The 17401-nt window shown below is 53.8% G+C and carries 15 protein-coding genes; 9 read left to right on the plus strand and 6 right to left on the minus strand.

Annotated features, from left to right (window positions below; translation table 11 throughout):
• Positions 1–30: 30 nt before the first annotated feature.
• From IKB43_08900 to IKB43_08925, 6 genes are all read left to right on the plus strand, one after another.
• Positions 31–1065, plus strand: coding sequence for a histidinol-phosphate aminotransferase family protein (locus IKB43_08900; protein MBR2470251.1), 1035 nt, complete (start codon positions 31–33; stop codon positions 1063–1065).
• Entirely contained in the window at positions 1062–1790 is a 729-nt protein-coding gene (locus IKB43_08905) for a phosphocholine cytidylyltransferase family protein (protein ID MBR2470252.1), read from the plus strand. The genes IKB43_08900 and IKB43_08905 overlap by 4 nt, the downstream gene beginning before the upstream one ends.
• Positions 1791–1809: 19 nt before the next feature.
• A complete protein-coding gene (locus IKB43_08910; GenBank protein MBR2470253.1) occupies positions 1810–2853 on the plus strand; it encodes a hypothetical protein in 1044 nt (347 codons plus the stop codon).
• On the plus strand, positions 2850–4058 hold the full coding sequence (locus IKB43_08915; GenBank protein ID MBR2470254.1) for a glycosyltransferase: 1209 nt from the start codon (positions 2850–2852) through the stop codon (positions 4056–4058). The genes IKB43_08910 and IKB43_08915 overlap by 4 nt, the downstream gene beginning before the upstream one ends.
• A gap of 126 nt (positions 4059–4184) precedes the next feature.
• Positions 4185–6119 carry a sulfatase-like hydrolase/transferase gene (locus tag IKB43_08920; protein ID MBR2470255.1) on the plus strand — a complete coding sequence of 645 codons (1935 nt, stop codon included), beginning with the start codon at positions 4185–4187 and terminating at the stop codon, positions 6117–6119.
• A gap of 93 nt (positions 6120–6212) precedes the next feature.
• A complete protein-coding gene (locus tag IKB43_08925) occupies positions 6213–8840 on the plus strand; it encodes an MMPL family transporter (GenBank protein MBR2470256.1) in 2628 nt (875 codons plus the stop codon).
• Between the two features lie 38 nt (positions 8841–8878).
• Here IKB43_08925 and IKB43_08930 read toward each other — a convergent pair whose 3' ends face one another.
• Together IKB43_08930 and IKB43_08935 are read right to left on the minus strand one after the other, a co-directional pair.
• A complete protein-coding gene (locus tag IKB43_08930; protein ID MBR2470257.1) occupies positions 8879–9748 on the minus strand; it encodes a diguanylate cyclase in 870 nt (289 codons plus the stop codon).
• A gap of 9 nt (positions 9749–9757) precedes the next feature.
• Positions 9758–10576 (minus strand): menaquinone biosynthesis protein, encoded by an 819-nt coding sequence (locus tag IKB43_08935; GenBank protein MBR2470258.1) that lies wholly within the window; start codon positions 10574–10576, stop codon positions 9758–9760.
• A gap of 83 nt (positions 10577–10659) precedes the next feature.
• Between IKB43_08935 and IKB43_08940 the strand changes: the two genes are divergently transcribed.
• Genes IKB43_08940 through IKB43_08950 form a run of 3 tightly spaced genes read left to right on the plus strand, consistent with a single transcriptional unit; the run spans position 10660 to position 13584 of the window.
• Positions 10660–10950 carry a hypothetical protein gene (locus IKB43_08940; GenBank protein ID MBR2470259.1) on the plus strand — a complete coding sequence of 97 codons (291 nt, stop codon included), beginning with the start codon at positions 10660–10662 and terminating at the stop codon, positions 10948–10950.
• Between the two features lie 43 nt (positions 10951–10993).
• Positions 10994–12070, plus strand: coding sequence for a glycoside hydrolase family 5 protein (locus tag IKB43_08945; GenBank protein ID MBR2470260.1), 1077 nt, complete (start codon positions 10994–10996; stop codon positions 12068–12070).
• Between the two features lie 23 nt (positions 12071–12093).
• Positions 12094–13584: an acetyl-CoA hydrolase gene (locus tag IKB43_08950; GenBank protein MBR2470261.1), complete on the plus strand. Its 1491-nt coding sequence runs from the start codon at positions 12094–12096 to the stop codon at positions 13582–13584.
• Positions 13585–13703: 119 nt separating this feature from the next.
• Here the strand turns inward: IKB43_08950 and IKB43_08955 are convergent, their stop codons facing one another.
• The 4 genes from IKB43_08955 to IKB43_08970 form a co-directional block, all read right to left on the minus strand.
• The gene (locus tag IKB43_08955) at positions 13704–13943 is read right to left on the minus strand and encodes a DUF1653 domain-containing protein (protein MBR2470262.1); all 240 of its coding nucleotides are present in this window, start codon (positions 13941–13943) and stop codon (positions 13704–13706) included.
• Between the two features lie 11 nt (positions 13944–13954).
• On the minus strand, positions 13955–14821 hold the full coding sequence (locus IKB43_08960; protein ID MBR2470263.1) for a patatin family protein: 867 nt from the start codon (positions 14819–14821) through the stop codon (positions 13955–13957).
• 3 nt (positions 14822–14824) lie between these two features.
• Entirely contained in the window at positions 14825–15364 is a 540-nt protein-coding gene (locus tag IKB43_08965; protein MBR2470264.1) for an NUDIX domain-containing protein, read from the minus strand.
• Positions 15365–15471: 107 nt separating this feature from the next.
• The gene (locus IKB43_08970; GenBank protein MBR2470265.1) at positions 15472–17250 is read right to left on the minus strand and encodes a glycoside hydrolase family 9 protein; all 1779 of its coding nucleotides are present in this window, start codon (positions 17248–17250) and stop codon (positions 15472–15474) included.
• Between the last annotated feature and the right edge of the window lie 151 nt (positions 17251–17401).

Below are 17401 nucleotides of genomic sequence, written 5' to 3' on the forward strand. Positions count from 1 at the left end.
ATCGGGGTATAAGCCCCACAAAGGTAAAACATGAACTACTTGGACAGAAACGAATTCAACTTCAAGCCTTCCCAGAAGGTGCTGGATGCCGTCAAGAATTTTGACCCTGAACTGCTCTGCTTCTACACCCGCATCTATGACGAGGGCAAAAAGAGTATCTTCTCGGTAAAGCTTAGCGAAATCTACAACGTGCCCGAAGAACAGGTGCTGCTGGGTTACGGTGGCGAAGACATTTTGAAGAACGCTGTCCATTACTACCTGATGAAGGGCGACAATAAGACCATCATGATTCCGGAATTTTCGTGGTGGTACTACAACCGCATCGCCGGTGAATGCGGCGGTTCTTTTGAAATGTATCCGCTCCACGAAAAGGAAGACACCTTCGCCTATGACGTAGACGAGGTCATTGCGCTTACCAACAAGATTCACCCGCGCATGCTCTTGCTCGCCTCACCGAATAACCCGACGGGCAACTGTCTTACGCCAGACGAAATCGGCCGCATCATGGAAAATATCCCGAACGATACCATGGTGCTGATTGACGAAGCCTACGCTTCCTTTATCACGACCGATACCGCCTACATTGCGCCCCTCGTGAACAAGTATTCGAACCTGATTATTTCCCGCACCCTTTCCAAGTTCTTTGGTCTCCCGGGACTGCGCATGGGCTTTGGCTTTATGGGCAAGGGCCACGAATCGTTCCTGAGCTACGCCAACAAGTACCTGGGTTACAACCGCTTCAGCGAAGCGGTGGCCATGGCCGCTATCGAAAGCGAAGATCACTACCGCAAGGTCGCCGACGAAATGGAATGGGACCGCCAGCTGTTCAAGAAGGAACTTGGCAACCTGCCGGGATTCAAGGTGTACAAGAGTGTGGCCAACTTCATCTTGATCAAGTACCCGACCCGCATCAAGGAAGCCTTGCAGAAGGCCATGGCCGAGCAGGATTACAAGATCAAGTTCATGAGCGACAAGGGTCTCGAAGACTGCCTGCGCATTACCTTGGGCCGTAAGGAACAGATTCAGGTGGTGGTGGACACTATCAAGCGTTGTGCCGCCCTATGATTGCCGTAATTCTTGCAGCCGGAATGGCGAAGCGCTTGCGCCCGCTCACCGATAACACGCCCAAGTGCCTTTTGGACGTGAAGGGCCGTTCCCTTTTGGAACGTTCCATGGACGCAATCATGGCCGCCGGCGTTCGCGATTTCGTGATCGTGACGGGTTACCTGAACCACATGATCGAAGACTTCGTGAAAAGCCATTACGGCGATTCCATTCGCGTGACCTTCATCCACAACGCGCTTTACGATTCCACGAACAACATCTATTCGCTGTGGCTTGCAGGCCAGGCGGTTGCCGGCAAGGAATTCCTGCTGCTGGATAGCGACCTGCTTTACGATCCGCAGATTGTAAAAAACGTGCTTGCATCCAAGGCCGCAAACGTGCTTACGCTGATTCGCCATGAGCTGGGCGAAGAAGAGATGAAGGTGGTCCTGGGTGCCGACGGAAACATTTCCGAAATCAGCAAGACATGCTCCCCGAAGGCCGCCGCAGGCGAAAGTCTCGGCATCGAGAAGATCGGTGCGGCTTATTCAACCGCCCTCTACGCCGAACTTGAAAAGATGATGAACGTGGAACACCTGGAAAACACGTTCTACGAGCTGGCCTTTGAACGCCTGATTCCGCAGGGCCATACCTACACCGTGTGGGATGCATCGGACTATTTCTCCTGCGAACTCGATACGGTTGAAGATTTTGAAAACGCAAAGTCCACGATTCCGCTGGATTAGCAAACTTTGACGGGGAGTGTTGCCCATGACCAAATACCTTTTTGTTCTGACCAGTTCCCCGAAGGATTTTTTCTGCGAACAGACGCTGGTGGCCATCGCCTCTTTGCGGGTGCATAACCCGGGCGCCTTCGTGACGCTTTTGACCGACGACAAGACGGCAGAAACTTTGGTCGGTCCCCGCGCAGTTTTGAAGGACGCTGTGGATGAGTTGAAGGTTTTGACCCTCGACGAGAAGTTCACGCCCATGCTCCGTTCCCGTTACCTCAAGACGGTCATGCGCAACGTGGTCGACGGCGATTTCCTGTACATGGATTCCGACATCGCCATCGTGGGTGACCTTTCCATTCCCGAAGAATGGAAAGGCGGCATCTATGCGGTGCTGGACTTTCACACCAACCTTTCGAAGGCGATTAACCGCAAGAAGGTGCTGAACAACGCGAAGATGATGGGATTCTCGCCGATTCTGAACGACGAGATTTTCAACGGGGGCGTGATGTTTGCAGCAGACACTCCCGAAGCACGCAAATTCTTCGAAACCTGGCACGAGCTGTGGCTCTATTGCGTGTCCAAGAACTTCCCCTACGACATGGCGAGCCTCGCCGAAACGAATTTCAAGTTTAATTACATCACCAAGAAAATGCCCGGTGGTTGGAACTGCCAGCTGGCCTACGGCAACAGGTTCTTGCCCACGGCGAAGGTGCTGCACTTTTTCGGTTCGCGAATTATCGATACCCGCGGTCACAAGGTGCCTGCCAGCATGGATTTGTTCCTGCCCAAGATTTTGCGCAAGGACTTCTACACTAACCTGAAGAACATTCCGGTGAAGGTCAATGCCGACAAGAGCATTACCATCAACGAGTATCATGACGACGTGATTGCCCACGCCAAGGAAGAGTTTGAATTCCAGACCCGCAAGGTGGGTGCGGCGGGCGCCTACATTATCCGCAGCTACGCCTTCGCCAAATCGCTCGCCTGGATTTACAAGAAGATGCCGTTCCTCGTGTTCCCGCTGAGAATTTTGGGAACGCTTCTCGGGAAGGATAATCGCGGGGGCCGCAAGTGAACCTGCTTTTCAATCTCGTGGCGGTACAGCCGATTCATAGCGCCAAGTTCCACGGCGGCGGCTCTTACGGCGAAGTGATTTTCTGGGCGCTGGTCAAGCGCGGCGAGCAGTTCAGCTGCGCCTATGACAGCAAAAAGTACCTGGATCCGGCGATTGTCGATGCGTGCAAAACGCAGAATATTCCGCTGTTCGATATCAGCGAAAAAACACCGCAGCAGATTATTGACGAAAACCAGATTGATACCTTCTATACGCCGCTTTATTCCCTCGAAAAAAAATGGGCGATAGACGTAAAGGATTTCGTGTTTACCTGGCATGGCGTGCGTGCGCTAGAAATGCAGTATAGCTGGGCAGGTGTAGGTTTTGCCAAGAAACTCGGACAAAAGTTTGAGGCGCTGGTGCGTTACCGCGAAAGCTGGAAAAAGTATTTCTACAAGCCCAAGTACCAGGACTTGGCGCGGCGCATGGCGGAGTCGCTGACTTCGGGACCGGACGGTCGCAAGGTGCGTACCATTACGGTGAGCGAGCACAGCCGTGCCTCCATCAAGGCGTTCTTCCCGGAACTCATGGACCTGGAAATTCCGGTGTTCTACAGCCCCATGAGGTCATATGAACCCGAAGGATTCCTGCCGCCGGGTGTTACTGCGAAAAAGTACTTCTTGCTTACGAGCGGAGCCCGCTGGGAAAAGAACAACCTGCGCGCCGCCCGCGCGTTCGATGAACTGGTGGGCATGTATGAATCGCAGGGCAAATCCTTTGATTACAAGATGGTCATTACCGGGGCCGCAAACCCCAAAGCCTATTTGCGCCACCTCAAGCATAAAGACCGCTTTGTACTGCTCGGCTATGTGGAAAACAAGGAACTGGAGTTCTTGCACAAGAATGCATACGCGTTCGTGTTCCCGAGCTTGAACGAGGGCTTTGGCTACCCGCCGGTGCAGTCCATGCGTTACGGCGTACCCGTAGCGGCGAGTGGCACGACTTCCATTCCCGAGGTCTGTGGCGATGCGGTGCTGTACTTTGACCCGTATTCCGTGAGCGAAATCAAGAACCGCCTGGTGCAACTGCTCGACGCCCGCATCTATGCGGATTTTGCAGAACGCGCCCCGAAACGCTACGCGCAGGTTCACGCCCGCCAGGCCGAAGATTTGGAAAAGGCTGTAGATTTTATATTGAACCCGGACGGTAAAGCGTCGCCCCTTTAATTGTCATCCCCGCGCAGGCGGGGACCTTCCTTGCTTTTGCCTATGCGTCTGATTGATAAAATAATTTCTTATTTGAAAAATCCCTTCCTCGCAATGGCACTCATTGCCCTTGTGGTGCAGAGCGTCTTGCTGGTGTTTTTCTACAGCTTGCCTGATCCCTTGGGACTTTCGATGGCCGAGATGTTCGAGGGCAAGACCCTCTGGCAGATTTTCATGGCCTTCGGAGCCATTCTCGTAATGGCCGCCCTTTTCGGGTTTGCACGGGCTCCCCGCGGGCTTGCCATCTTTTACGCGCTCTACTTCTTTATTGCCATCGCGGACTATGATGTTTTCCGTTTTTCACATCAACGGCTTTCTTATTCGTTCTTGCGCACGTATTTTCACATTTCAAACATCACCGATGCCACGACGGTTTCTACGCTGGGCGGAGATTTGCTCGGAACGGTGCTGTGGGTTTCGATGGTTGTGCTTTGCTTTTCTGGCGCCATCGCTTATGTAATTGCATACTCGCTCAGGCTCCATAAACAGCGCCACACGCTCGTGTTGAATAATGCGGGCGGCGCTTGGAAGCCCGCCTCCCAAAAAACGCCTGTCGCGATGTTCGCCATTGGCATGGCTCTATCGCTAACGCCGCTCGTGCTGTTCCTTACGGGCACTCGCGGCTGGATTGAAATCCCGGTGACGCACACGAAGGTGGATATGCGCTTTACGCTGGGCAAGCATACTCTTACGGCGCCCATCCTGCACATCGCTGCGGTTGAAACTTTTGAGTTCATTCACGACAACGCCAAAATCACCGAAGAACTAGTGAACGATTTGGACGCTTTCTTGCCGAAGGATTTTGCGACAGGTCGCAGCGATGCTCTGGAACTTCCGATGTACCGCAATGCCCCCGCCCACGAATACAAGGCGAAAAAGCCCTACAACATCGTGTTCATTATGGGCGAATCGTTCAAGGGCCGTATCTTCAACAAGATGCTCGCGGGCGATACGGCAGTGGCGCCGAATATTTGGAAACTTGCAAACGGTGACTACTACGAAAAAGATTCCGCCGGCAATACGCTGGGTGGCGGGCTCTGGTTCAAGAACGCTTTTAGCGGCGGCTACCCCACCGTGCGCGGCACCATGGCCACCTACATGGGGTTCCCCTCGCATCCCAACCGCGACGTGCCCAGTTTCTATGCGGCGAACAAGTTCAAGGGCTGGCCTGAATTTTTAACAAATTATCACCGCACCTATGCGACCGTTTCTAACCCGGTTTTTGACCATACCCTCCCCTTCATTGAAAAATTTTTCGGCAAGGATTGGCACCTGATTGGCGAAGAAAAAATCGAAGGTTCTGCAGACAGCCTGGGAGTGGATCTCGCCATTGATTTGCTCAACATGATGCCTGCGGACAGCTCCTGGGAACTTTCGTTCAACACCATTTCTTCGCATATTCCGTTCTACGGCTACCCCGATGCTTATGCCGAAAAACCCGAAGACGCCATGATTCGCTACCGCAATGCGATACGCTATACCGACCAGCAGCTCGGGCGATTCTTCGAAGCTCTCTCCACACGCCCCGATTTCAAAAATACGGTAATTATTATTTTAGGCGACCACGACACTCCCGTAGATTCCGTAGATTATCTGGTTCCGCAACCGCTTGGTCTTTCGGCTTCGCAAATCTTTATCGGGTTTTTCTCGGCTAACACAGCTCTCTTTAATGGGCTTACCATTCGCGAAGATGTGGCCTCGCAACTGGATTTAGGGCCCACGATTTTTGACTTGGCTCAGGTCCGTGAACCGAACCATTTCTGGGGTTATGACTTGCTTACGCAGGAGCGCCCTGCAGAACAGCCGTCGGTTTTCTTCTCGCAGAATGCCTACTACCTAGGCTTCCGCGACCATGTGCTTGCAGGGGGCCTCGAAAACGAGGATGTGTACCGCGCCGCCCCCGGTGGCGAATCCCCGTATGCGCTCACGACGGATGCAAGCGACCTTGCTTGGAAAGAGAAGGCGGTGGGGGCTGCGAGGGCCGTGCGTTCCGTGCTCCGCAACGACATCATGATGCCGTAGGGCTAATCACTCCATCAGTCGTAATTGACCGAATATCAACAACTTGGGTCGCAAATCGTGCCGTCTGCGACCCTTTTTATTATATTGCTCCCTATGGCTAACAAAAAATCACTTCCTGAAAGATTTTCCAACTGGTACATTCCCCTGATTTGCAAACACAAGTACAAGGCCCTGGCCTTTTACTTGGTCTTGGCGCTCCTTTTTGCGATTCCCATTTTATTCAAGCCGGGACTCAAGCTAGATGCCGACCTTTCGCACCTGCTGCCCGAGGGCACCCCCAGCGTGAAAGCCCTCGAAGAATCGTACCAGCGTTTCGGTTCCACCGACAAGTTCATGATTGCCATCCAAAGCGAAGACGTGAACCTGGTGGTGGCCCTGCAGGATTCCATCGCCGATTACATCCACAAGAATTGGGAAGGCGACTACGTTTCCACCCAGGTCGATAATGACAACCAGTTCTTCAAGGATAACGCGCTTCTCTATTTGCCCATAAAGCACCTGGAACACATCCGCGACAACCTGGAAGACCTGCAGCTTGAAATTGGTCGCAAGAGCGGCCCGCTGGTAGTTGACCTGTTGGACGAGCCTTCGACAAATTCAGGGACCGATAGTGCGACAACAGCCGAACCCGCGAAAAAGGAACGGGTCTGGATTGACGAGAACCTGCCGCAGGAACTGGGTCTCCCCGACGAAGCGGTGAGCGCCTTTGACGCCTTTTTCAAGAAAGACAAGGGCGACACCATCGATACGAAGGCCGCCTCGGACGAAGAAGTGGAATGGGATTCCAAGTCAACGATTCCTTCTGAACTCAAGAACCGCCTGATTGGTTCCCCGCGCCCGGACAGCACCGGAAAGATTCTCTACAACGGCGTGGTGAACGCGAAGCTCATCAAGCCTTCTACCGACTATGAATTCGTGACCCACATCTTGGCCCGTACCGATTCCCTGCTGGCCTATTTCAGCAGCAAGACCTACCCCGTTCCCACACGCTTTACGGTGGAAGGCACCTACGAGGGCCTCAAGGAAGTGGACGAAGTGGCCAATGATTCCGTATTCTCCTTCGCCATCAGCCTGGTGCTTATCATCTTCCTCACGATTTTCTTCTTCAGGAGCGTAAAGGGCCCGATTCTCGTGACGGCATCGGTGCTCTACGCCTGCCTCCCGACGCTTGCGTTCACGGCTCTCTTCTACGGCAAGCTGAACCCCTTCACAGTGTTTGTGGCCTCCATTATTCTGGGTATTGGTATCGACTACTCAATTCACATTTTGGGCACTTCGCAGAAACTATTGCACAAGTACGCGACCTTAGAAGAAGTGCTGGAACATGCCCAGAGGAAAATGCTCAAGCCATTCATTCTCGCAAGTTTCACGACAATTGCCGCCTTCCTTACGCTCCTTGCCGCACACTTCCGCGGGTTCTATGAGTTCGGCGTGGTGGCCTCCGTAGGCGTATTCTTCAGCATGCTCACCTCTGTGCTTGTGCTCCCCGTCTTTATCAAGTGCATGGGCGGAATCCCGAAGGCACCGGACAACTCCTTATTGCCCAAGTCCTGGGACGAAGCGAAAATTTTACGTTTCTTCAAGTATGCAGCCCTTGCGGGATTTGCCCTAGGTGCAGTGTCGCTCTGGTTCGCACAGGATGTAGACTTTGAGCATAACCTCCGCAACCTGCGTCGCGTCTCGACGAACGTGACGGCCTCGAAGAACAAGATTTCTACGAAGGTGACCCGCGCGACAGGCAAGGCGGTAACGTCGACACCGGCAGCCGTGATGGGGAGTAAGCCCGAACAACTGGACAAGCTTTACGATACCCTGATGGTGCGCCTGCACGTGGAACACGATTCAACCCTCGGAAGTTTCCTCACCCTCAAGAGTTTCGTTCCGCCAAAAGATTCCCAGGAAGCCCGCCTCGAAATCATCGAAGAAATCCGCGACCTTGTAGAGGCCCGCGTGTTTGATCGTGCCGAGGGCGAAGATTCCGTGAATATTGCGAACCTGCGCAAGCTATCCTCTGTAGAGAAAACCTTTACCGCCGAAGATGTCCCGAGCTGGACTCTTGACCTGTTGCGAGAAAAGGACGGCAGCTATGGAAAAATCGGCTTTATCTACGGTGATTTTCCCAGCTGGGATGCCCACGCGTTGCACCGATTCCAGGAACGCTACGGCCATTGGAACTTTGACGGCGAAGACCTGCGCACCTTCTCTTCGCAGTTCATTCTCTCTGATGTGATTGACTCCGTGAAGAAGGATAGCTTCAGGCTTGCGCTGGTCATCATCCTCGTGATTTTCGGCACGCTGGTCATTTCTTTCCGCAAGCCGAAACTCTTCTTGGCAGGCTGTATTTCCTTTGGCATGGGAACACTCCTCACCCTCGGGCTTCTCGGGTTCCTCACCGACATGTTTGAATTCGGGAAAATCAGCATCTACAACGTGATTGTAATCCCAATGTCACTCGGTATCGGCATCGACGCCACCATCCACATGATTACCTCATGGATAGGCGACAAGGACCTGACGCTCCGTCAGCTGATGGACACCACCGGTCGCAACGTGATGGCAAGTTCTACCACGACGATTGCGGGCTTTGTCGGGTTCCTGTTCACCACCCACCGCGGCCTCAAGGGTATCGGCGACCTGGCCTGCATCAGCATTGCCATGTTCCTGATTACAAGCATCATCTTTACGATGTACCTGTGCGGTTCTTGGCTGAAAAAGAAATAATTTAGGAAACTTAAGAGGTAACAGATAGTCTGTGGCGTTTACTCACGTCCGGCGTGCATTTTCTTTTTGCACTCGTACATGGAAGCGTCAGCGCTGTGGAGCATCTCGTCCATGTCCTTATAGACCTCGCCAGAATAGGCGATGCCGTAGGCAAAGGAGACCTTCTGGTCTACGATGGTGATGTCGCCCACCGCTTTTTGCATGCGTTCTGCACAAATTAACGCTCCCGCCTTGTCGGTATCGGGGCAGAGCACCATAAATTCGTCGCCGCCCATGCGGAACAGCACATCGGATTCGCGAAGCAGATCCTTGCAGGCCTTGACCACGGCGCGGAGCAACAGGTCTCCGGCCTGGTGACCAAACTTGTCATTTACCGTCTTGAGACCGTTCAGGTCAAAATAAACCATGGAGAAGTGCGTCCCATAACGCTTGCTGCGGGAGAACCATTCACGCAGGGTGTAAATGGCGTGTCTGCGGTTGTAACTCTGGGTCAAGTCGTCGGTGAGGGAAATGTCGCGCAGGTACTTGAGGGTGCGGCAAAGCCGGATATGCACGTTGATACGGGCCAGCAAAATCTCGGTAGGCGAATGCTTGCACACAAAATCAGAAGCACCGGCATGGAAACCCTTGGTAATGCTGTCGGAATCTTCCCTGCTGGTGAGGAATATGATAGGCAAATCATCCAGGGCGTGCTTTTCGCGAATGCGCAAGCACACCTCGTAACCGTTTAGGCTAGGCATGTTAATGTCCAGGAGTACCAAATCGAAGGTTCCCTTTTCCAATAGGGCAAGGGCTTCTTCGCCGGAGGTTGCGGCCACCACCTTGTAACCCACCTGGGTCAAAAGTTCCCCGTTCTTTTCCAGGATTTCGGTGCTGTCGTCTACGATGAGAATCTTTTCTTCTTTCATGTACTCCCCCTATAAAAATTCCAAGACAGGCGACTTTTCGACTAGTCCAAGCTTTGCGGCATACCCGAAAAAGCACTCCAAGGATTTTTTCCGTTCGTCTGTAAAATGATAATCTATAATTTTATAATAATCAAGTAACGACTTCTTGTCCAGATTCACGGGAAATCTTGAAATCCAGTGATCCAGGGCGACAGCGGGGTCGGCACGAAAAGACTCCACGCTTTTTTCCGTTTCTTGTAAATATTGTTCCAGGACCGGCCGAAGCTCCGGCTTTAAAGCCGACTTCTCAATAATCCACGCCCCAAATACAAAAGGCATGCCCTGCCAGTCCTGCCACAGGGTTCCTAGGTCGTAGCTGTAAGGGAACCGACGGCGTTCCGCTTCTTCCAAGGCCAAGTCCCCGATAAGCAGGCAGGCGTCGTCGGTGGCTTCGGCGGCAAGGCCGCCGGTATATTCGGCACGCACCCGGAATCGTTCCGAAAGCAGAATTTTCAGCAGGGCCACAGAGGTCTGGCTCTGGGAGGTAAGCCGCACCGTCTTGCCGTCAAGGTCTTCGATGGGGAACCTTGAAAAGAGCTTTACGGAACGGACCTCAAAGGAGCAAGAGGTACAAAGCCTGGGCGACAAGACAAAGGCGCCCGGTTTCTGGGCAAAGGTAATCGAAGAGGCTGGGGACAAATGAATCGCGCCCTCCCGGAGTCCCCTGCTGTGCACGCTGGGCGGACCGTCTACAAAACGCACGCGGGGGAATTCCTGCTCACGACCCAAAAAGCCGTGAAAGAACGGCGCACAGACCAAAAAAGGAATTCGACCCACCAATAAATCCATGGAAAAAAATTAACTTTTGGCGGTGGCATTTTGTAGGCCGCAAAACAATTAACCGAAAAATAAAAGATATTGGCTAAGGAATAATGGCTGTATTTCACGTGAAAAAGACGTCCCTGGGCGAAGACAAGACCAGTCTCGTGTTCAAGGGCAAAATTATCGAAGGGCCCATCAGCAAGGGCATGACCATGGAAATCCCCGTTACAGGCGAAGCCGTGATCAAGATGAAGATTTACGATGTAGTCCAGTTCGACAAGCAGAAGGACGAAGACAAGAAGGTGGGACTGGTGGTTGACTTTTACAACCTGCCCGACGACCTGGAAGTGGTCCAGGACCTGAACATCGCCGACGAAGACCTGAACATCGTCAACGAATAACTTTACGCCGTCAATTCCGGCGGCATAACCAACAGAGCAAAAGATGAAAAAAGAAAGGCTACGGGGAGTGAATTTGGGTGGCTGGTTCAGTCAAGTGGACTGTATCGAAGAAAAGGACCCTGTAGGTTTTCCGGGGCTCGTGCCCCATATCAAGACTTTCCTCGGGGTGGAAGACTTCAAGCGCATCCGCGAGGCGGGGTTCAACCACGTGCGCCTGCCGGTGGACTACTTCAACCTGTTCAAGACCGACGACGCCAGCAAGCCGAACGAAGAAGTGTTCGGCCTTCTGGACAAGGCCCTCAAAGAAATCCAGGCCGCAGACCTGGACGTGATTCTGGACCTGCACAAGTGCCCCGGTCATGACTTTCACCTAGGGTGCTCTACGGAACAGGCTTTCTTTGCAGACCCTGCCGCCCGTAAAAAGACCTGCGACATCTGGGCCTATATGGCCGAACGCTACAGCGGCGAGAGTCGCGTGATGATGGAACTTTTGAATGAACCCGCCGGAAGCGATTCCAAGGTATGGGACAAGGTGAAGGACGAAATCTTCTGGGCTATCCGCAAGCACGCTCCCAAGAACACCATCGTGGTGGGCAGCAACAAGTGGAACAGCGCCAAGGAATTCGAGTTCCTGACCCCCATGGACGACGACAACGCCATCTACAGTTTCCACACCTACACTCCGGTGACGTTCACCCACCAGGGGGCAGCCTGGATCCAGGACCCGTTCTTCCACATTGAACGCCCCTGGCCCGGTGACTACGCCGCTCCGCAGGGAGATGCAGAAACACGCCTGAACGTGGAATACGGCAAGTGGGACAAGGCCCGCTTGCAGGCGAGCATCCAGAACGCCCTGGATTTCCGTGCCAAATACGACCTGCCGGTCAGCTGCAACGAATTCGGAGTGTACGTGCAGGTACCCCGTCAATACCAGCTTGCCTGGATGCGGGATTTCCTTGACATTCTGCGTGAAGCCGACGTGGGCTTTAGCTACTGGAATTACAAGAACCTTGACTTTGGCCTGGTGTCGAAGGGCGAGTCACTGCACAATAGCCTTGCGCAGTACAACAACCCGGAACGCCTGGACAAGGAACTGATGGAGATGCTTGCCCGCGGGTAATTGAACTCACGGGAAGGGCGAAAATGGACTGGATTGCAAGTAAAAAGTGTTCGGCGGCCGATGCCGCGGCAATGATTGAAAACGGTGACATCCTGGGCATTTCGGGTTTTACACTTGCCGGATACCCCAAGGCGGTACCCAGCGCGCTGGCCGCTCGGGCCGAAAAGCTACACGGCGAAGGCAAGCCCTTCAAGGTGTCGCTATTCTCGGGAGCTTCTACCGGCGACAGCTGCGACGGGGCGCTGGCGCGGGCAAACGCCATCGACTTACGCATGCCTTACCAGAGCAATCCCAGCCTTCGGAAGGCCATCAACGACGGTTCTATCCGTTACATAGACGCACACCTGGGCAAGATGGGTTACCTGGTCCGCACGGGAGCCGTGCCGACTCCGAAAATTGCCGTCATCGAAGTAAGCACCATTTTGCCCGATGGCCGTGTGTGCCTTTCTACCTCCGGCGGAAATTCCGTCTGCTACCTGGAACGCTCCGAAAAGATTATCCTGGAGTTGAACACCCGCCTGGGCGACAGCTACATGGGCATCCACGACAACGCCCTGCCGGAACTGCCTCCACACGCAAGACCTCTCGCTATTTACAGCGCCGGCGACCGCGTTGGAGAAAACCTTGTAAAGATTGACCCGAACAAGGTTATCGCCATCGTGGAAAATTCCGGCTACGACGAGGTGACTCCCTTCGTAGAGCCCGACAGCGTTTCTACCAACATCGCCGAACGTATTCTGGACTTTATCCGATTCGAAGAATCCAAGGGCAGACTCCCCAAGGGAATGGCCTACCAGAGCGGTGTGGGCAAGGTGGCCAACGCCGTGCTCACCGCCATGGCAAACGACGAGCGCCTGGGGCAAATCGACATCTTTACCGAGGTTATCCAGGAGGCGGTTATCCCCCTGCTCAAAAAGGGGAAGCTGGGCGTAGCTAGCGGAACGGCTTTAACGCTTTCCCAAGGCGCGCAGGACGAATTTATACGTAATGCAACCGACTGGAAAAAGCATTTTGTCATCCGGCAGCAAGAGGTAAGCAACAGTCCCGACGTAATCCGTCGCGTTGGCGTCATCTCCATGAACACCGCCCTAGAAGCGGATATTTTCGGAAACGTGAACAGTTCACTGGTGTGCGGGTCTTCTATGATGAATGGCATTGGCGGGGCGGCAGACTTTGCCAGGAACTGCGCTCTCGGATTTTTCTTGACGCCATCGGTAGCCAAGGGCGGAGCCGTTTCCAGCATTGTGCCCTACGTGAGCCATGTGGACCAGACGGAACACGACACCCAGATTTTTGTGACGGAACAGGGACTTGCGGATTTGCGTGGCCTCGCCAGCGAAGAGCGGGCACGGCTTATCATCAAGGAATGCGCACACCCCGATTTCAAGGAACCGCTGACGGACTTTTTGGAATACAGCCTGAAGCACGCCAAGGGCGTGCACATGCCCCTTGCGCTGAGCAAGGCTTTCGAGATGCACAACCGCTACCTCGAAACCGGCAAGATGCTACCGTAAATCGCGCTGGGCCATTCTCGCGACTTTCCTTCGTCATCCTCGCGAAGGCGAGGATCTGCTTACATTCCTCCAGCGGATGTTCGCCTGCGCGAACATGACGAGAAAAAAGAACAGTCGGTTTACACAATCAGTGTGAACCGGTCCACGGTGCAGCCGTCGGGGAGCGTCACCGTGCTTTCGAAGTCCGACTTTTTGCGGACCCAGAGCGTTCCCTTGGGATGGTCTGGCGCCTCGTATTCGCTGCGGTAAATCACCAGAGGTTCCACCGTCTCGCAATCCAGAGCGATTTCCACCACGGTATAGACCATGGTCTCTTTCTTGTAATGACGGTAGCGCCTGCCTTTTTCTGCAACGGACATAAAACCCCGAATTACTTTTCCAAAAAATTCAGCAAGGCATCTAGGCGGGCGTTTACATCCTTGCGACCCAAGTTGTAAAGTTCCACCAGCTTGGACTTGTCCTTTTCCAGGCGAGAAATGTGCATGGCCTCGCTGGGTCGGAACACAAACACACTCCCTTCTTTTTCCTTTTCAGCAATCAAGTCCAGACAGGCGTTGTAACGTTCGTGCCGGTTGGCCGCAGCCTCGATGAACTTCGGGTACTTGCGGTAGAGCAGCTTGAACAGGGGAATCATGGAGTTGGGTTTCTTGCGGAAACCTTCCGGCTGGGTCAAGAGAATTACGATTTTCTCGAACCCCTTCTTCTCCATAATCTCGAAGGGAATGCTGTCGGCGATTCCACCATCCAATAGTTTTTTACCGTCTACTTCTACAATGTGGCTCATCAGCGGGAGCGATGCCGAGGCGCGAATGGCGTTCATATCATGGGCATCGCGGTAGTCCATCACCCGCAGGTATTCCGCACCGCCTGTTTCCAGGTTGGAACTGCAGGCGTAAAATTCCGTCGTCTTGCAGGCCTCGGCGAATTTTTCCATGTCAAAAGGCTCTATCTCGTAGGGGATTTGCCTGTAGCAATAATCCACCTCGAAAAATTCGCCGGTACGAATCAGGTTTCCCCAGCCCATATATTTACTGGACTTGGAATGCACCGTATCGATACGGAAATTTCGGCCAATCTGTTCCGACAAGAAACTGCACAGGTGGGTCACGCCGGCAGAAGTTCCGCAGGCACCGCCAAAGCGTAGTCCCAGCTCGTTGAACACGTCCAGAATACCGCCCGTGTAGGCGCCGCGCATGCCACCGCCTTCCACAACCACTGCCACTTTCTTGTACATCATGGGTTACAATCTAGAAATACTTTCGAGCCAATGGTAATCCTTCGGGTGGCTCACGAACCTTTCGGGGTGCTTGCGCTTCAGTTCCAGAAACTCCGGCACCGTCATCCACACGAAATCATCCACCTCGCCAGGCTGCGGCACCAGATGGCCGGCCTCTTCGTCGGTAAGCGTTATTTTGTATGTATCGTAATATTCATTGTCAAAATAAGTGCCGTCGTTCAAGACACTTTCGTGGGTCGCTTCAAAGAGGTATTCCAAATCACCTGAATTTTTATGGACCCCTAATTCCTCTTTCAGTTCTCGGACGGCGGCGTTCCGGCTGGTGTCGCCAGCAGAGATGTGGCCCGCGCAGCTAGTATCCAGAAGGTTCGGGTTATTCTCTTTCAAATGACTGCGAAGCTGGAAAAGTACACGGCCCGTCCCGTCAAAGGCCCAGATGTGAACCGTGCGGTGCCAAAGCCCTTTGGCATGAACCTCTGTGCGCCCGCAAGAATACCCTGCCGGGCTTCCGTCAGGGTTCAGGATGTCGATTTGTTCTTCCATAGAGGGAAATATAAAAAGGGGATGCCCGCCTGCGCGGGCATGACAATAAAAGGTGCGGGTTTGACTAACCTACGTCATGGCGGCCTTGAGCCGCCATCTAGATCACCTTACTTCCCGTAAATCGCCTGGAGGGCGCCTGCCAAAAATGCCAAAGGAGCATTCCAGTTGATGGCCACCTCGTTGGTAGCATAGCTGCAGCGGTCATCCAAATAAGCCAGGGCCGGCTTGTCGGCTGCGGCGTAGTTCGGACATTTCCAATGGTCCGTGCCATTCAGGTTAATATCCTGCTTGCCCAGGTGAGGCCCGCCCACCAACATGCCGGGCACCGGGTCATCTACAAAGTCCGCTTCGCTGGGGCGATGGTGCGGATTGCGGGGGCTGCGGAATCCAAATCCGGTCACATAAGTGATGTCCATGGGATTCTTGCCCAGCAGATAATCCAGGCACTGTTGCGCGCCGTCCAGATAACTCTTGTCGTTAGTCAAGAGGTGTGCCTGCAAAAGCACAATGCCGTTGTTCGCCACGGCGCTGTTGCTGCCCCAGTTCCAGTTCCAGGGGTGCATGGGGAGCCTGTAGGCGCTAGTATCGCCGATAGAACGCAGGCTGTTCGCCTCGTCCAGCAAAATCTTCTTTGCCACCCCGGCAAGGCTATCGCCGAACACCTTAGGAGCATTTGCCACGCGGAAAACTGCAAGCATGTTCAGGTCACCCCACCATGCCCCATTCTGGGTGAAGGGATTAGCCTTCAAGTCTTCTAGGTAGGCAGCCGTGGCCTTGTCCGTTGTCGGGTTTGCCCCGGATGCCACCTTCGCATTGAAAAGTTCGGCAGCCGCAAAACGGAATTCGTCCTTGCCGTCTTCGTTACCGGGGGCGTAACTGCCCGTGTTCACGTCGGCGGGCTGCTTGTAGAACATTTCCGGATTCTTCTTCGCCCAGGCATAGGCAGCCTCCGCTGCCTTCAGCAACTTGGAACTGTAGGCCTTGTCAAAGGAGGCATACACCACGCTGGCCTGGGCCATCACGCCTGCAAAGTCCAGCGCAGCTGTAACACTTTTTAAAATGGCGTAACGGGGGGCGGTATCCTTTTCGGGCATTACGCTGCCGCAGAACTTGAGGGTAGAGACCTTGTGGAAAACACCGCCGTCCTTGTCTTGCATAGTGAGCATCCAGTCCAGATTATAACGGACCTCTTCCAAAAGCAGAGGGAGCTTCGGGAATTCCCTCGGCACATCCCAGCTCAGCGTACCGGCAAACTTCGGGAACTTTTCGTACAGGTCCAGCAGAGTCCATACCGTAATGCCGGAATTCACGATGTACTTGCCGTAATCGCCGGCGTCGTACCAACCGCGGGGGGATTTGATGGTCTTGCCTGCGCCCTTGCCGCCTGTGGCCTTGTCGGTACCGTAAACGATAACCTTGTCGTCCATGTGGCCTGCCGCACGGACCCACTTGTCGGCATAAGGAGCCACCAGGGGCATGCTGGCCCGCTGGTAATAGAACCACTTAAGTGCAGCCTTTGTCACCCCTTCGTAAACATTCTTGCCTACGGTGATGGGGTTTCCCAGGTACTCGCCGTTACGGAACAGGCGGTAAGTACCGGGAGTCTTTACCGCAGAAATGTCGTACACTTGGGTCTCTTCGCCGCTATATTCCCACTCGAGCACGTAGGGGGCTGCGAGTTTCAATACAGTCTTCCCGTTCAAATCCCGGACTTCAAGCCCGTTGGCGTCGTTACCGGGAATCACCACCTGTTTTTCGGCTTCGGGAGCATAGCCCAGCTGATTCATCAAGGGGCCTGCGAAGGCCGTGACAGAACAAAGGAAAACAACTACGGCAGACAATGTCGCCGTACTTACGCTAGAAAGTAAACTTTTGCGGGTATTCATGGCCAGAATATACCTTTAATTTGCGGGTTCGGGAGAAAAAACCGCGTTTTTTCCGTTTTCAGCGCGAACCATTGAACACTATTTCCCATACAAAAGAAAAACCGCAGCTTTGGACTGCGGCTTTTTTAGAGGAGATCCCCGTGATTCTATC

The organism is Fibrobacter sp. (genome assembly GCA_017503015.1).
GTDB lineage: Bacteria > Fibrobacterota > Fibrobacteria > Fibrobacterales > Fibrobacteraceae > Fibrobacter.

Excerpts from the sequence above, each read along its gene's own strand:
- IKB43_08945 (MBR2470260.1), top strand. The coding sequence starts at position 10,994 with ATGAAAAAAGAAAGGCTACGGGGAGTGAATTTGGGTGGCTGGTTCAGT.
- IKB43_08965 (MBR2470264.1), bottom strand. The coding sequence starts at position 15,364 with ATGGAAGAACAAATCGACATCCTGAACCCTGACGGAAGCCCGGCAGGG.
- IKB43_08940 (MBR2470259.1), top strand. The coding sequence starts at position 10,660 with ATGGCTGTATTTCACGTGAAAAAGACGTCCCTGGGCGAAGACAAGACC.
- IKB43_08970 (MBR2470265.1), bottom strand. The coding sequence starts at position 17,250 with ATGAATACCCGCAAAAGTTTACTTTCTAGCGTAAGTACGGCGACATTG.
- IKB43_08905 (MBR2470252.1), top strand. The coding sequence starts at position 1,062 with ATGATTGCCGTAATTCTTGCAGCCGGAATGGCGAAGCGCTTGCGCCCG.
- IKB43_08930 (MBR2470257.1), bottom strand. The coding sequence starts at position 9,748 with ATGAAAGAAGAAAAGATTCTCATCGTAGACGACAGCACCGAAATCCTG.
- IKB43_08925 (MBR2470256.1), top strand. The coding sequence starts at position 6,213 with ATGGCTAACAAAAAATCACTTCCTGAAAGATTTTCCAACTGGTACATT.
- IKB43_08950 (MBR2470261.1), top strand. The coding sequence starts at position 12,094 with ATGGACTGGATTGCAAGTAAAAAGTGTTCGGCGGCCGATGCCGCGGCA.
- IKB43_08935 (MBR2470258.1), bottom strand. The coding sequence starts at position 10,576 with ATGGATTTATTGGTGGGTCGAATTCCTTTTTTGGTCTGTGCGCCGTTC.
- IKB43_08900 (MBR2470251.1), top strand. The coding sequence starts at position 31 with ATGAACTACTTGGACAGAAACGAATTCAACTTCAAGCCTTCCCAGAAG.
- IKB43_08960 (MBR2470263.1), bottom strand. The coding sequence starts at position 14,821 with ATGATGTACAAGAAAGTGGCAGTGGTTGTGGAAGGCGGTGGCATGCGC.
- IKB43_08955 (MBR2470262.1), bottom strand. The coding sequence starts at position 13,943 with ATGTCCGTTGCAGAAAAAGGCAGGCGCTACCGTCATTACAAGAAAGAG.